This window comes from Bacillus sp. FJAT-52991, assembly GCF_037201805.1.
GTDB lineage: Bacteria > Bacillota > Bacilli > Bacillales > Domibacillaceae > Bacillus_CE > Bacillus_CE kandeliae.
In genome coordinates this window covers 3,075,842-3,090,487 of sequence record NZ_CP147404.1, presented here as the reverse complement: position 1 = coordinate 3,090,487, position 14,646 = coordinate 3,075,842, and the positions used below count along the sequence as shown (strand labels likewise).

Annotated in this window: 16 protein-coding genes and 1 pseudogene; 13 read left to right on the top strand and 4 right to left on the bottom strand. The window is 41.2% G+C overall.

Features of this window, described 5'->3' with window-relative positions; translation table 11 throughout:
• Positions 1–3: 3 nt before the first annotated feature.
• The 4 genes and pseudogenes from WDJ61_RS15950 to WDJ61_RS15935 form a co-directional block, all read right to left on the bottom strand.
• Positions 4–183: a hypothetical protein gene (locus tag WDJ61_RS15950; RefSeq protein ID WP_338751463.1), complete on the bottom strand. Its 180-nt coding sequence runs from the start codon at positions 181–183 to the stop codon at positions 4–6.
• Between the two features lie 244 nt (positions 184–427).
• Positions 428–550 (bottom strand): annotated as a pseudogene (locus WDJ61_RS15945) (plasmid recombination protein); the annotation flags it as partial.
• A gap of 217 nt (positions 551–767) precedes the next feature.
• On the bottom strand, positions 768–1,250 hold the full coding sequence (locus WDJ61_RS15940) for a hypothetical protein (RefSeq protein WP_338751461.1): 483 nt from the start codon (positions 1,248–1,250) through the stop codon (positions 768–770).
• A gap of 13 nt (positions 1,251–1,263) precedes the next feature.
• Entirely contained in the window at positions 1,264–1,869 is a 606-nt protein-coding gene (locus WDJ61_RS15935) for an EndoU domain-containing protein (RefSeq protein WP_338751459.1), read from the bottom strand.
• 710 nt (positions 1,870–2,579) lie between these two features.
• Between WDJ61_RS15935 and WDJ61_RS15930 the strand changes: the two genes are divergently transcribed.
• The 13 genes from WDJ61_RS15930 (at position 2,580) to WDJ61_RS15870 (ending at position 14,615) form a co-directional block, all read left to right on the top strand.
• A complete protein-coding gene (locus WDJ61_RS15930; RefSeq protein ID WP_338751457.1) occupies positions 2,580–3,764 on the top strand; it encodes an ATP phosphoribosyltransferase regulatory subunit in 1,185 nt (394 codons plus the stop codon).
• Positions 3,764–4,399: an ATP phosphoribosyltransferase gene (hisG, locus tag WDJ61_RS15925; protein WP_338751455.1), complete on the top strand. Its 636-nt coding sequence runs from the start codon at positions 3,764–3,766 to the stop codon at positions 4,397–4,399. Before WDJ61_RS15930 ends, hisG begins: the two co-directional genes overlap by 1 nt.
• 5 nt (positions 4,400–4,404) lie before the next feature.
• A complete protein-coding gene (hisD, locus tag WDJ61_RS15920; protein WP_338754822.1) occupies positions 4,405–5,676 on the top strand; it encodes a histidinol dehydrogenase in 1,272 nt (423 codons plus the stop codon).
• 19 nt (positions 5,677–5,695) lie between these two features.
• Entirely contained in the window at positions 5,696–6,289 is a 594-nt protein-coding gene (hisB, locus tag WDJ61_RS15915; RefSeq protein WP_338751453.1) for an imidazoleglycerol-phosphate dehydratase HisB, read from the top strand.
• 1 nt (position 6,290) lies between these two features.
• A complete protein-coding gene (gene hisH / locus WDJ61_RS15910; RefSeq protein WP_338751451.1) occupies positions 6,291–6,926 on the top strand; it encodes an imidazole glycerol phosphate synthase subunit HisH in 636 nt (211 codons plus the stop codon).
• The gene (hisA, locus tag WDJ61_RS15905; protein ID WP_338751449.1) at positions 6,923–7,651 is read left to right on the top strand and encodes a 1-(5-phosphoribosyl)-5-[(5-phosphoribosylamino)methylideneamino]imidazole-4-carboxamide isomerase; all 729 of its coding nucleotides are present in this window, start codon (positions 6,923–6,925) and stop codon (positions 7,649–7,651) included. Before hisH ends, hisA begins: the two co-directional genes overlap by 4 nt.
• Positions 7,652–8,410 (top strand): imidazole glycerol phosphate synthase subunit HisF, encoded by a 759-nt coding sequence (gene hisF, locus WDJ61_RS15900; RefSeq protein ID WP_338751447.1) that lies wholly within the window; start codon positions 7,652–7,654, stop codon positions 8,408–8,410.
• Positions 8,407–9,045, top strand: coding sequence for a bifunctional phosphoribosyl-AMP cyclohydrolase/phosphoribosyl-ATP diphosphatase HisIE (gene hisIE / locus WDJ61_RS15895; protein ID WP_338751445.1), 639 nt, complete (start codon positions 8,407–8,409; stop codon positions 9,043–9,045). Before hisF ends, hisIE begins: the two co-directional genes overlap by 4 nt.
• Before the next feature lie 207 nt (positions 9,046–9,252).
• Entirely contained in the window at positions 9,253–10,764 is a 1,512-nt protein-coding gene (locus tag WDJ61_RS15890) for a tetratricopeptide repeat protein (protein ID WP_338751443.1), read from the top strand.
• A 110-nt stretch (positions 10,765–10,874) separates the two neighbouring features.
• Positions 10,875–11,828: a thioredoxin-disulfide reductase gene (trxB, locus tag WDJ61_RS15885; RefSeq protein ID WP_338751441.1), complete on the top strand. Its 954-nt coding sequence runs from the start codon at positions 10,875–10,877 to the stop codon at positions 11,826–11,828.
• A gap of 453 nt (positions 11,829–12,281) precedes the next feature.
• Positions 12,282–12,740 (top strand): 8-oxo-dGTP diphosphatase, encoded by a 459-nt coding sequence (locus tag WDJ61_RS15880; RefSeq protein ID WP_338751439.1) that lies wholly within the window; start codon positions 12,282–12,284, stop codon positions 12,738–12,740.
• 20 nt (positions 12,741–12,760) lie between these two features.
• Positions 12,761–13,663, top strand: a complete 903-nt coding sequence (gene rapZ / locus WDJ61_RS15875; RefSeq protein ID WP_338751437.1) for an RNase adapter RapZ — start codon at positions 12,761–12,763, stop codon at positions 13,661–13,663.
• Positions 13,650–14,615 (top strand): YvcK family protein, encoded by a 966-nt coding sequence (locus tag WDJ61_RS15870; RefSeq protein WP_338751435.1) that lies wholly within the window; start codon positions 13,650–13,652, stop codon positions 14,613–14,615. The genes rapZ and WDJ61_RS15870 overlap by 14 nt, the downstream gene beginning before the upstream one ends.
• Positions 14,616–14,646: the final 31 nt, after the last annotated feature.

The window sequence follows — 14,646 nt, the reverse complement described above, 5'->3', positions numbered from 1 at the left end:
AGGTTATTTTGATTTGTTTTCTAAGCGATCAACTTTATCTTCTAACCGCTGTAGCTGCTCGTTCCGCTTTTTCGACGAACGAATAAAATACACAGCAGCGATAATGGCGATAGTTGGTATGAGTAACACAAACAGCAACATAAATAATTGAAACATGATATCCCCAGTATTAATACTAGACAAAATACTCACTCCAATTTTCTTTTGAGATATTATACCATTAATTTTCCTGTTTAGTGAGAATGATAGAATCGATTGCTGGTATGATCCACTAAGTCCATGTTCAAAAAGGTGAATCAGTCGGTGAAAGGCGATAATTGGTCGGAAAAAGAGGAGAATCAGTCACCTAAACGAAGGGATCAGTCGCGAAATAGGGAAAATCAGTCGCGAAATCCAAGTTTTCAGTTGTGAGGTAGGATTATTTTATTTTCGTTCTCTCTGGATCAATGTCCGGATTCGTTCTCGATTCCCGTTCTCTTTGATTATGAAATTGCATGCCTTTTAGGTCATGAGATTTCATTTTTTGCATCCGACAAATGGCAAAACTCATTCATTTTTCACCTCTAATTTAAGGGGTGAATTTCGGCACTACTTCCATGTAAAGTGAGGCTGTTTCGGCCTTCGCCGAGTCATGCGCTGCATGACCAAAATCTTGGGGTCTCCCTCTTGATGTAGTGAGTCTGCCAACTCCTTAATGCTCAAAAAAGGCACCCCTACAGGACCGCCTTTTTCTTCGCTTACCGTTGACGCTTATCCATATATAATTTTCAATCCAAATTTTTAATGACTGATAATTCTTCTTTTAAATCATCATAATATTGCCCTTCACTTATATAATCAGTGAATTCAATGAATTTAATTGCAGCATTATAAAATTCTTCCAAAAATTCTTTTTGATCACAAATTAAAATTTGATTTTCTAAAGATAACATTAACTCTCTTTTTGATTTTTTTTCAAATTTTATTTCTAATGGTGAATTTGGATAATAAACTTCTCCATATCCTTCTTTTAAGTAATCTTTTAAAGCATTTTTATAATAATGCCATAGAGGGGAAATTTCATCTGATTCATCAAAATCAACAATTTCTCCTTTTTCCCCATTTTTAAATGTAATAGTTCCATCTAAATTTAAAAATCCATCTTCCATAAAATCTTCTTTTCGGCTAACAAAATCTTTAATTTTATCTGTTTCATTCAAATTCACAAACTTATCTTCATCTTCCAAATAAATATAAGTCTCTATTTTCATAGTATTCTCCTTCTTATTTAGCTACAGGATACAATTGACGTATATGTCCTTTTTCAACACCTAAAACATACTCTACACCATCAACTTTCCCTTTTACCTGTGCTGAACCATTAGAGGAAACTTTAGAAAGTTTTTCTCTATTCTGTTTAGCAACACTAATTGCTATGTTTTCTATATCTTTTATCGATAATCTATAATCAAAAAAGGTTTGTTTCTTTACATTTTTCTTATTATCAGTCCAATACTTAGGATGATGTCTTTCAAGCATATGTTTCATATCAGTTTTTGTTAATTTATATTTTTTAGATCCAATTGAATAGGTAGTTCCTTTATAATTTTTCAAAGCATTAGTAACTGTAGAACTAGGTACTTTTTTAAAAGTTTTCGACCCAACTTTCGCTAACCTTGTAGTACCTTGAATAACTAATCTACCAACCAAAACCACCCATGCATCAGCTTCTTTATAACCTACTTCAACATGACTATTTTCTTTCCCCGTATACGAACCGAAAGTAGATGAAGGTAAAGAGTAATCATTATTTTCTTTTAAATATACAGACGGCGCAAACACAGAAATAACTAAACTAAAAATAATAATTAATGATATTTTTTTTCTCAATTTCAAAAAACTCCTTAATATAGATTTTTTTGAAATTATACCCATTTAACAAAAATATAAAAAGAGCAGAAGCTCCTATTCCTTTTAGATGTAGTATAGGGGATGATTTTCTCTAGAATAATAAATAGACCTAAATTCATAATAACATTCTTGTGAACAAAAATTATTCTTATCTTGCTTATGTTTTGATATTTTCACTTCTTTCACACACATATCACACTTTGTAATTAAATTTTGATAATTATAAACTTTGTCATCTGTTATAAATTCAGACCTGTAGTTTGCATAGGGAGCGAGCTAATTCAGCACGTACATCGGATGTAATGAATCTTGCGTAGTTTTTCTAGTTGTTTCAGCAAATCCAATAGGATACATACGATGTGTTTCGTTCTTCTATAAATTGGTCGTCTTTTAGCAAATTCCATTGCGATTTCCTATGAGGTTTTACATGCTAATTTTTCATAAATATTGATAAATCAATAAAAAAATAGGGTACAAGAACCAATGCGATTCTGTACCCTATTTGTGTTGCTAATTCATTTTTTGTGATTCAAAAGAGAACGTCTTAATCATATCGGGTTCCCTTTTTTAAACTTTCTGTTAATTCACTTGACGTAAATAGTCAGAACCGTTAAACTATTGATAACTTCATTATGGTAACATATTAGCGAACTAAAGTATTTTAAAAAATAAACTGTCGGGTGATGAGGATGTCAAAACTGTTCATGTTTGAAAAGCCAGTTGGGATGAGGGATACACTTCCTCATATTTATGAAACGAAACGTCAGTTAAAAGATTCAATAGAACAACAAATGAAGAGCTGGGGTTATCAGTTTATTGAGACGCCTGCTTTAGAATATTACGATACGGTCGGAGAAGCGTCGGCGATTTTAGATCAGCAGTTATTTAAATTATTAGATCAGCAGGGGAATACCCTTGTGCTTCGACCGGATATGACGACGCCGATTGCACGAACGGCAGCGTCTAAGCTGTTAAAAGAGCAAGTGCCGCTTCGCCTTGCCTATTCAGCAAATGTGTATCGTGCTCAGCAGCGTGAAGGGGGACGCGCAGCCGAATTTGCCCAAATTGGTGTCGAAAATATTGGTGATGAAACGATCAGTGCCGATGCTGAGGTGATTGCGTTAATGGTATCGGCGATGAAAGAAATGGGCCTTACGCAATTTCAAGTGTCAATTGGTCATATTCGCTTTGTTGAGCAGCTGTTCCAGCAAATTCTTGGAACGGAAGAAAGAGCGAGCACGCTTCGCCGTTATTTATATGAAAAAAATTACGTGGGCTATCGTGAGCATGTGCGCGCCCTTTCCTTGTCGTCGATTGATAAGCAACGTCTCTTGAAATTTTTACATTTACATGGAAATGAAGACTGCTTACAAATGGCCGATGAGTTAATTGAAGATGGGGCGGGTAAGGAAGCGATCCAGGAGCTGCGTCAACTGATCGACTTGCTAAAAGATTACGGCATCGACCCATATGTCAAATTTGATTTATCGCTCGTAAGTCATATGAGCTATTATACAGGGATTTTATTTGAAACGTATGCCGATGGTGTCGGTTATCCTGTTGGTAACGGGGGGCGCTACAATAATTTATTAGAAAAGTTCGGGCAGCCTGCTAGTGCGACCGGCTTTGGATTGCGCCTTGATTTTCTGCTTGAAGCAGTAGGTGAATTGATCGAAGCTGAAGGAATTCATTGCCTCATTTTCAGCAAAGAGCGCCGAAAAGAGGCGATTGAAGCTGCGGCCAAGCTTCGTGCGCAAGGAGAAAAGGTTGTGCTTCAAGACTTGGCTGGTGTGAAAGATGTGGACCGATTCACCAGTGCGTGTGGCAACGTCAGTTATTATGTTGGACAAGTGAAGAATGGAGGGGAAAGCTAATGTCGATGTTAACAATCGCGATGCCAAAAGGACGGATTTTTGAAGAGGCGGCCGATTTACTACGGCAAGCAGGGTATCAGCTTCCTCCTGAATTCGATGAGTCTCGCAAGTTAATTATTGAAGTTCCAGAAGAAAATTTACGCTTCTTTTTAGCAAAGCCGATGGATGTTGCCACCTATGTGGAATATGGGGTGGCTGATCTTGGCATCGCCGGAAAAGATGTGCTGTTAGAAGAAAAAAGAGATGTATATGAACTACTAGATTTACAAATTAGCCCTTGTTATTTAGCGGTTGCTGGGTTGCCGAATACGTCGATGAGCGAAGTGGCACCAAAAATTGCGACGAAATATCCAAATGTGGCGTCGACTTATTTTCGCGAACAAGGAGAGCAAGTGGAAATTATTAAATTAAATGGGTCGATTGAACTTGCCCCGTTAATTGGGTTAGCGGATCGCATCGTCGATATTGTGTCTACGGGGCGGACGTTAAAGGAAAATGGCTTAGTGGAATACGAAACGATTGTTGGGATTACTTCTCGATTAATTGTGAACCCTGTTAGCTACCGCATGAAAGATAGAGAAATCCAAACACTTGTTGATCGGCTCACCGAGATTATTTCAGAAAAGGTCGTGTGAAAATGATAAAAATCCAAAAAGTAACGGGTGATTTAACGCTGAAGCGATCTGTCGATAGTGGAACAGAAGAGCAACGTGCCACTGTTCAAAGTATTATTCATACTGTCCGTTCACAAGGGGATCGAGCATTGCGAGAGTTGACAGAAAAGTTTGATGGCGCGAGAATGTTTAGCTTAAAAGTGACACAAGAAGAAGTGAATGAGGCGTATGAGCAATTACCAAAGCAAATGATTGATATCATTAAAGAAGCAGCTGACAATATTTTTACTTTTCATCAAAAGCAATTGCGACAAACGTGGATGTACACTGATCAATCTGGTTCCATACTCGGTCAAAAAATGACACCACTGGATTCAGCCGGTGTGTATGTACCAGGGGGAACGGCCGCGTATCCATCGTCTGTACTCATGAATGTGATGCCAGCGAAAGTAGCGGGAGTGAAACGGGTTGTCATGGTTTCGCCACCGGGACGAGATGGTCGTCTTCCGGCAGGGGTGCTTGTCGCGGCGGATATCGCTGGCGTGAAAGAAATATATAAAGTTGGTGGAGCACAAGCGGTGGCGGCACTTGCCTATGGTACAGAAACGATTCGATCAGTTGATAAAATTACGGGGCCGGGAAATATTTATGTTGCGTTGGCGAAACGAGAAGTATTCGGTGATGTTGACATTGATATGATTGCCGGACCAAGTGAAATTGCGGTTCTTGCGGATGACACCGCCTGCCCTCGAGAAATTGCGGCCGATCTTTTATCACAAGCGGAGCATGACCCGCGTGCCAGCAGTGTACTTGTGACTACTTCTGAACGATTGGCTGAAGAAACGGCCGCTGAAGTAGAAAGACAATTAAAGGAGCTACCTCGTGAGGAGATTGCACGAGCTTCGATTGACAGCTATGGATCGATTTATGTGGCAAAAGATATGGAGAAAGCTGTTGAAACGATTAACCAGCTGGCACCCGAGCATTTAGAAATTATGACGGAACATGCGTTACAGATCGTCAAAGACATTCGTCATGCTGGTGCGATTTTTGTTGGACGCTACAGTTCGGAGCCGATCGGTGACTATTTTGCTGGACCCAATCATGTGCTGCCAACGAATGGGACAGCTCGTTTTTCCAGTCCATTAAATGTCGATGATTTTATGAAGAAATCTAGCATTATTATGTATAGCGAGCAGGCATACAATAAAAATTATCAAAAGATTGCCGCTTTTGCTCGGTTAGAAGGTCTCGAAGCACATGCACGAGCAGTCGAGATTCGAGCGGAGAAAAAATAACATAAATGAGGTGTCGAGTTTGAGTAAACGGGTTGCGGAATTGAATCGTGATACAAATGAAACGAAAATTAGCTTGAATTTTTCCATAGATGGTGAAGGGAAAGCAGAGATTGATACAGGTGTTCCATTTATGGATCATATGCTCGACCTGTTTACTAAACATGGCCAGTTTGATTTAGCGGTGAAAGCCGATGGCGATGTTGAAATCGATGATCATCACACGACAGAAGATATCGGCATTTGTCTTGGGCTGGCATTGAAGGAAGCGCTTGGCGATAAAAAGGGAATTAAGCGCTATGGAAATGCTTTTGTCCCAATGGATGAAACACTCGCTCAAGTCGTCGTTGATTTGAGCAATCGTCCTCATTTTGAAATGCGCGGCGGTGATTTTCCTTCGCAAAAAGTGGGCACATTTGATACGGAGCTCGTTCATGAATTTCTGTGGAAGCTGGCGCTTGAAGCACGGATGAATTTACATGTCATTATTCATTATGGACAAAATACGCATCATATGATTGAAGCCGTCTTTAAAGCATTGGCTCGGGCACTCGATGAAGCGACGATGATCGACCCACGTGTGAAAGGTGTGCCTTCTACGAAAGGAATGTTGTAAAATGATCGGCATTGTAGATTATGGAATGGGCAATTTATTTAGCGTGAGTAAAGCGCTTGAGCGCATGAATATTCCTTACATCATTAGCAATTCTCCAGAAGAATTAGATCGGATGAAAGGACTAATTTTACCTGGGGTCGGAGCCTTCAAAGATGCCATGGCTTTATTGGAGGAGATGAAACTCGATCAATTTTTAAAAAGCTATGTCGAGAGTGGTCGTCCGCTCCTTGGTATTTGCCTTGGGATGCAGCTGTTGTTTGAGGAAAGTGAAGAAAATGGCTGCTTTCAAGGATTAGGTTTGCTAAAAGGTCGCGTTACTCGCATTCCGGTTGAAGTGGCTGGTGAAAGAGTGAAGGTGCCGCATATGGGATGGAATCAATTGAAGTTTCATCAAGATTCGCCAGTTTTGCAAGGGGTGGATGAAGGCTTTGTGTATTTTGTTCATTCCTATTATGTGAGTGAAATGAGCGAAGCGGATTTAGTAGCAAGCACGGTATATAGTGTCGGAATTCCGGCCATTGTGGGTCATAAAAATGTGTTCGGAATGCAGTTCCACCCAGAAAAAAGTGGAGAAGTGGGCATGCAATTATTAAGAAATTTTGCCAAGGCAATGGAGCAATCGGAGGCGATATTATGAGTTTTGTCATCTACCCAGCGATCGATATGCGCGGTGGTCAATGCGTACGGTTAACGCAAGGGGATTATAATAAGGAAACGATTTACGGCGATTCTCCATTTGATATGGCGAAATCATTTGTGGACGCAGGAGCCGAATGGATTCATATGGTTGACCTTGATGGGGCAAAGGATGGCCAGCGAATCAATGACCGTTTTGTCATTGAAGCGGCGAAGAAGTTGCCAGCGAAAGTGCAAATTGGCGGCGGTATTCGAACTGAGGAAGATGTCCGTCATTATTTAGATAACGGCGTCGACCGCGTGATTATTGGCAGTCTTGCTGTTTCGCAGCCGGAGCTTGTAAAGGAGTGGCTTCGTAAATATGGAGAAAAAATTGTCATTGGTTTGGATGCGAAGGATGGCTTTGTGGCGACACATGGCTGGCTTGAAACGTCTTCCTTGAAAGCTGTTGACCTTGGAAAGGAATTGGCCGAAGCGGGAGCAGAAACATTTATTTTTACCGATATTGCGACCGATGGGATGCTATCTGGACCAAATATTGAGGCTGTGGCCGAACTGGCTCGGGCAACGGGAAAAACAGTGATTGCTTCTGGCGGAGTTAGTTCCTTAGCGGATTTACACAAGGTGAAGCAATATGAACAGGACGGCGTAAACGGAGTCATTGTTGGTAAGGCGATTTACACGGGCCAGTTTACTGTTCGGGAAGCATTGGAAGAGGTGAAATAAATGATTACAAAACGGATCATTCCATGCTTAGATGTGAAAGATGGTCGAGTCGTGAAAGGAATTCAATTTGTGCAAATTCGCGATGCGGGCGATCCGGTTGAGCTTGCTCGTATTTATGATGATCAAGGAGCGGACGAGTTAGTTTTCCTTGATATTTCCGCTTCTCATGAAGGCCGAAAAACGATGGTGGACGTCGTTCAAGCAGTGGCTTCTGAACTAGCGATTCCTTTTACCGTTGGCGGGGGGATTAATTCGCTCGATGATATGAAGCGGATGCTTCGTGCCGGAGCGGATAAAGTGTCCGTCAATACGGCCGCTGTTTTACGCCCGGAGCTGATTACGGAAGGGGCGGAATATTTTGGTTCGCAATGTATCGTTCTTGCCGTTGATGCGAAATGGGATGAGGATCTCGGTTCATGGCGTGTCTACACGCATGGTGGTCGGAAAGAGACGGAACGAGAAGTCATTGCTTGGGTCAAAGAAGCTGTCGAGCGTGGAGCGGGAGAGATTTTACTAACGAGCATGGATAGTGACGGCGAGAAAAAAGGTTTTGATCTTTCCTTGACGAAAGCGGTGAGCGAGGCAGTTGATGTTCCAGTGATTGCGTCAGGCGGGGCAGGAAATGCTGAACACTTTCTCGAAGTATTTAACGAGGGAAAAGCGGATGCAGCGTTAGCGGCTTCTATTTTCCACTATAAAGAAACAAGCGTAAATGAAGTGAAAAGCTTTTTAAAAAGTCAAGGAGTGAATATGAGATGAGTGTAAACATTGACGATTTACAGTTTGATGAAAAAGGATTGATTCCTGCGATCATTCAAGACGCAGCTACATATGAAGTGTTGACGCTTGCTTATATGAACAAGGAATCACTGCAAAAAACGATCAAATCAGGTGAAACGTGGTTCTTTAGCCGCTCTCGACAAGAATTGTGGCATAAAGGAGAAACAAGCGGTCACACCCAGAAAGTCGTCAATATCAAGTATGATTGTGATCAAGATGCGCTCGTTGTGTTGGTCAAGCCTGCGGGTCCCGCTTGTCACTTAGGAACGACTAGCTGTTTTGAACAATCCTTGTACGGTGAACCAACCGAAATACTTCCTTATGTAATTCTACATAAATTAGAAGAGATCATCGCTGAGAGAGAAGTGAATCGGCCTGAAGGAGCGTATACGACATATTTATTCGAAAAAGGCGTCGATAAAATCTTGAAAAAAGTCGGAGAAGAAGCAGCCGAAGTCATCATTGCCGCGAAAAATGGTGATAAGGATGAGCTGCAATGGGAATCGGCCGATCTTCTTTACCACCTACTTGTTTTGTTGCGCGAGCAAAAAGTAGAATTAGCGGATGTACTTGGCGTGCTAGCGAAACGTCACGAGGAAAAATCGAAACAATAAGCAGGGAAGCGAGGTGAAAAGAGCCTCGCTTTCTTTGTGGAGAGTACCTATTGCGATGTCGCGCTCGATTTTCTGCCCTATCCGTCTGATGCCCACTATTCCAACATGCTCACAAATATGTAACGGTCCAATTTTCTTTTTTGCACCTGATGATTTCGGTTGTATGGTATACTACATAGGTTAATTATAAATGCTCGGAGGATTTACATGAGAAAAAACTCAAAGTTACGGGAGGAGAAGGGGAAAGTGATCTCCTTTTTGCCGACAGGTGAGTATTATTATAAAAAAGGGTTAAAGGCTCTGAGCAAAAGAGAGCTGCCTAAGGCAAAAAAATATTTATCACGTGCGATGGATCTAGAGCCGCTGGAGCCGATGATTGCTTGTCAATTAGCAGTTGTCGAAACGGAACTTGGAAATTTTGAACAATCAAATGGCTTGCTTCATTTTGTGCTGGATGAATTAGATCCACTCATTAGTGAATGCCATTATTTTTTAGCTAATAATTATGCTCATATGGGAATGTTTAAAGAAGCTTTTAAACATGTTCAATCGTATTTAGAACAGGATGAGCAAGGGGAGTTTCGCGAGGACGCAGAGGACCTTTTAGAATTGATTACGATTGACGGTGAGGGCGAGCTGGATGATCTTTATGCGCAAGATGATTTAATTACAATGCAAGAAGAAGCTCGTTTTCTCCTTGAAGGCGGTAGCTATGAAAAGGCGATTGAGCGTTTAGAGGATCTGATTAAAAAGTATCCCGACTTTTGGTCCGCTCATAACAATTTAGCCCTTGCTCATTTTTATTTAGGGAATATTGAAAAAGCTCATGATGTGCTTAATCATGTGTTAGAGAAAAGCCCGGGAAATTTACATGCATTAAGTAATATGACGGTCTTTATGTATTACGAAAAACAGTATGGCTTGTTAAAGGAGCTAGTCGAGCTACTTAAGAAGATTAATCCGCTATTGCCGGAGCAGCAATATAAGCTTGGCGCCACGTTTGCTTTAATTGGTCAATATGAAGAGGCATATCGCTGGTTAAAAAAGCTCTATAAACGAGGCTTTGAGGGAGAATCTTCTTTTTATTATTGGCTTTCTTATTCGGCTTTTTTTACCGGTAGGGAAGAAGTGGCACGTAAGGCGTGGAAATACGTGTTGCAACAAAGCCCAGAAAAAGAAGGTCTTGAACCATGGAATGCAGGGAATCGTCAAAAGGAAGGTCTTGAACATCACCCAGCGACGATCGTTCACCGATTGAATAGTGAATACGAAGAAGAGCGTTTATTCGGTATTTTTTTATTTTCGCTTTCAGATGATCAAAAACAGGTGATGAGCCATCCTGATTTTTGTGAGATTGAATCGCTAGCTTTTCGGGAAAAAATATACTTAGCAGATGTGTTAGGAATGCCGATTAATGAGCAGTTGAAAGAGGAAGCAAACATTCGTTTAGCTCATCAAACGGCCTGGATTTTATACGGGAAATTTCAGCCGCTCGGTACAGAGGAAGCCGGTTTGATTATGTTGTGGTTTACCGTTTTTCATGAAATGGAGCAATCGGAATCAAGGTTGAAAAACCCCTCTGCGTTTGCGGCAGCAACGGAATATATGTGGCGAAAGTACCGCGGAGAGAAGCAGCCGCAAGCAAGCTTAGCAGAAAAGTATGATGTGTCGCTTTCAACGATGAAGAAGTATGTGAAATTCGTGAAAGAGCATCTGTAATGAGCATAATAATAGACGAATGACGACACATTGATTACGATATGAGTATAGAATAAGAAATACGTTTTAGGGTATATTTAAAATGAGAGTAAATAAAGGAGTGGCTTATTTTGACAGCAGAAGAAAAAGTGTATGACGTCATTATCATCGGTGCAGGTCCAGCAGGGATGACCGCCGCTGTTTACACCTCTCGTGCCAACCTCTCAACACTAATGATTGAGCGTGGTGTGCCGGGTGGACAAATGGCAAACACAGAAGAAGTAGAAAATTATCCGGGATATGACCATATTCTTGGCCCAGAGTTATCCACGAAAATGTTTGACCATGCGAAGAAATTCGGAGCGGAATACGCTTATGGCGACATTAAACAAATTATTGACGGGAAAGAATACAAAACGATTGATGCCGGATCAAAACAGTATAAAGCGCGTGCTGTGATCATCACAACAGGTGCCGAGTATAAGAAAATCGGCGTACCAGGTGAAAAGGAATTAGGAGGCCGTGGCGTTTCTTATTGTGCTGTTTGTGACGGTGCTTTCTTTAAAAATAAAGAGCTAGTGGTTGTTGGTGGCGGAGACTCTGCCGTAGAAGAAGGTGTGTACTTAACTCGCTTTGCGAAAAAAGTAACGATTGTTCACCGTCGCGATCAATTGCGCGCACAAAAGATTCTTCAAGAACGTGCGTTTAGCAACGAGAAAGTTGATTTTATTTGGAATCATACAGTGAAACAAATCAATGAAAAAGATGGAAAAGTTGGTAGCTTAACGCTCGTTTCTACTGAAAATGGCGAAGAACGTGAATTCGAAGCGGATGGCGTGTTCATCTATGTCGGTATGCTTCCATTGACGAAGCCATTCTTAACCCTTGATATTACGAATGAAGCTGGCTATATTGTGACGAACGACCAAATGGAAACGAAAATTGCTGGTATTTATGCAGCGGGTGATGTTCGCGAGAAAACACTTCGTCAAATTGTAACGGCAACAGGAGATGGAAGTATAGCTGCTCAATCGGCGCAGCATTACATTGAAGAATTGAAAGCAGAGATAGGGGTTAAAGCGTAAGGAGGAAAGTTTAACCGACTGTTAATGAAATCGTAATAGAAGTGAAATAATTTTCCGCTATACTACGATTAGCAGTTTAATACACCCCCTAAGTATTAACGTATACCCCTATTTGATGAGGTTGTCCCAGACACATAATTGATGTGGCAGGGGCAACCTACTTTTTTGTAAAAACCTCTTCATCCCGCATTAACGAGCTGTAAGACTCCCACCTCAACATGACAGAAAAAACGCGGACGTGTAGGCGGGAGATCAACATCCCGTAAATGCCCGATCCGTTCAACTAACAATCAGTGGGGATGAAGAAAACCCTCACTGATTGAAGTTTCACTTTATATTATAACGATATCCTAGCATTGAGATCGGTGGAAAGAACATAGTATAATAATAAAAATAGTAGAGTGACGGCTTTTTCATTTGGCGTTCCGTCGCATCGGCTCGAGGTGATCAATTGTGCAACGCGTAACCAATTGTTTATTGTTAAAAGACGACAAAATTTTATTGCTACAAAAGCCGCGCCGAAACTGGTGGGTGGCTCCAGGTGGAAAGATGGAGGCTGGAGAATCGATCAGAGATGCGGCTATTCGTGAATTTCGGGAAGAGACGGGCATTTATTTACGCAATCCGAGTGTGAAGGGAATATTTAGCTTTATCATTAAGGAGAAGGATGAGATTATTTCTGAATGGATGATGTTCACCTTTTTTGCAACGGAAAGTGATGGAGTGAATATTCTGGAGAGTGAAGAAGGAAAGCTTGAATGGCATTCAATCGATATGATTAAGGAGCTTCCAATGGCGGAAGGGGATCGTCATATACTTGAGTACATGGTTCATGGATCGGGCATTCTTTATGGAGCCTTTACATATACACCAGACTTTACGCTACTATCTTACCGATTAGACCCAAGCTGAAATAAGAAAGGGGAATGAACATGAACACAACTGTAGGAAATGATGTCCAACTCGTTATTATTACAGGTATGTCTGGCGCTGGAAAGACGGTCGCCATCCAAAGTTTTGAAGACCTTGGCTTTTATTGTGTGGATAATTTGCCGCCGATGTTACTGCCGAAGTTTTTGGAGCTAATGAAAGAGGCAAACAATCAAATGAATAAAGTGGCGGTCGTGATGGATATGCGCGGACGCGAGTTTTTTGATGATTTAATTAAGTCGCTCGATGAAGTCATCGAGATGTCCGAGTTAACACCAAAAGTACTATTCCTTGATGCGGAGGATTCTGTGCTCGTTCGTCGCTATAAAGAAACAAGACGTTCTCATCCACTGTCCCCAACCGGCTTGCCTTTAGATGGGATTCTCCAAGAACGCGAGCTGTTAGAGGAGTTAAAAGGTCGGGCGCAATTTATTTACAACACATCAGAAACGAAGCCCAAAGACTTACGTGAAAAAATCTTAACGGAGTTTTCTTTAAACAAAAAGGCTGTCTTTACGGTGAATGTGATGTCGTTTGGATTTAAACATGGGTTACCAATCGATGCGGATCTTGTCTTTGATGTCCGCTTTTTGCCGAATCCGCACTACATTGACCATATGAGACCACGAACAGGGTTAGATGAAGATGTCGCTACGTACGTATTAAAGTGGAGTGACACGCAAAAGTTTTTAGAAAAAGTAATCGATTTATTAACGTTTATGCTTCCACATTACAAAATGGAAGGCAAATCTCAGCTAGTCATTGCGATCGGATGCACAGGAGGACAGCATCGTTCCGTGGCCTTATCGGAATATATCGGAAAGTACTTCTCGAATGATTATGAGACGCGAATTAAACATCGCGATATTAAAAAACGTAAGGTGCCGAGTCATGACCAATCCTAAACAGCCGAAAGTCGTGATTATCGGCGGTGGAACGGGTTTATCTGTTCTGCTTCGCGGGTTAAAGAAGCATCCGATCGATTTGACGGCAATCGTGACGGTAGCTGATGATGGCGGAAGTTCTGGGCGCTTGCGTGATGAGCTCAACATCCCACCTCCTGGGGATATTCGCAATGTACTCGCTGCTTTATCGGATGTAGAACCGTTATTAGAGAATATGTTCCAGCACCGTTTTAGTACAAAAAATGAACTATCTGGGCATTCACTTGGCAATTTAATGATTGCTGCCCTGACTTCGATTACGGGTGACTTTGTGCATGCCGTTCAGGAAATGAGTCGGGTGCTCAATGTTCGTGGAAAGGTATTGCCTGCTGCGAACCAAAGTGTCGTTCTTCATGCGGAAATGGAAGATGGCACCGTCGTATCAGGAGAATCGAAAATACCTTACTCAGGTAAAAGGATCAAACGAGTATTTTTAACACCCGATCATATAAAACCTTTGCCTGAAACAATTCGAGCGATTCGAGAGGCTGACTTAATTATCGTTGGACCAGGCAGTTTATATACAAGTATTTTGCCGAATTTACTCGTTCCGCAAATAGGAGAAGAAGTCTGTTCAGCTAAAGCGCGAAAAGTATATATTTGTAATTTAATGACACAGGCTGGGGAAACGCTTGATTTCACTGCTAGCGATCATGTGAAAGCGATTTATGACCATATGTCCTGTGCGTTTATGGATACGATTTTAGTAAACAATGAAGTAATTCCTGAACAAATTAAAGAAAAGTATAAAGAAGAACTCTCCAAACCAGTCGTATACGATGTAGATCAATTAAAGTCGTTAGGTCTTCACGTTATTTTTGATGATATTGTTACCCGGGAAAAGGGCATGATTCGTCATAACACAAATAAAGTTGCTGATATATTGTCTAATCTAATCAAGGACAAGAAATAAACCTTATACTACAGAACGAGCATCTCAGATA

Bases quoted from the DNA above. Each gene is read 5' to 3' on its own strand.
- WDJ61_RS15940 (WP_338751461.1), bottom strand. From the start codon at position 1,250: ATGAAAATAGAGACTTATATTTATTTGGAAGATGAAGATAAGTTTGTG.
- WDJ61_RS15930 (WP_338751457.1), top strand. From the start codon at position 2,580: ATGTCAAAACTGTTCATGTTTGAAAAGCCAGTTGGGATGAGGGATACA.
- hisG (WP_338751455.1), top strand. From the start codon at position 3,764: ATGTCGATGTTAACAATCGCGATGCCAAAAGGACGGATTTTTGAAGAG.
- hisH (WP_338751451.1), top strand. From the start codon at position 6,291: ATGATCGGCATTGTAGATTATGGAATGGGCAATTTATTTAGCGTGAGT.
- hisA (WP_338751449.1), top strand. From the start codon at position 6,923: ATGAGTTTTGTCATCTACCCAGCGATCGATATGCGCGGTGGTCAATGC.
- hisF (WP_338751447.1), top strand. From the start codon at position 7,652: ATGATTACAAAACGGATCATTCCATGCTTAGATGTGAAAGATGGTCGA.
- hisIE (WP_338751445.1), top strand. From the start codon at position 8,407: ATGAGTGTAAACATTGACGATTTACAGTTTGATGAAAAAGGATTGATT.
- WDJ61_RS15890 (WP_338751443.1), top strand. From the start codon at position 9,253: ATGAGAAAAAACTCAAAGTTACGGGAGGAGAAGGGGAAAGTGATCTCC.
- rapZ (WP_338751437.1), top strand. From the start codon at position 12,761: ATGAACACAACTGTAGGAAATGATGTCCAACTCGTTATTATTACAGGT.
- WDJ61_RS15870 (WP_338751435.1), top strand. From the start codon at position 13,650: ATGACCAATCCTAAACAGCCGAAAGTCGTGATTATCGGCGGTGGAACG.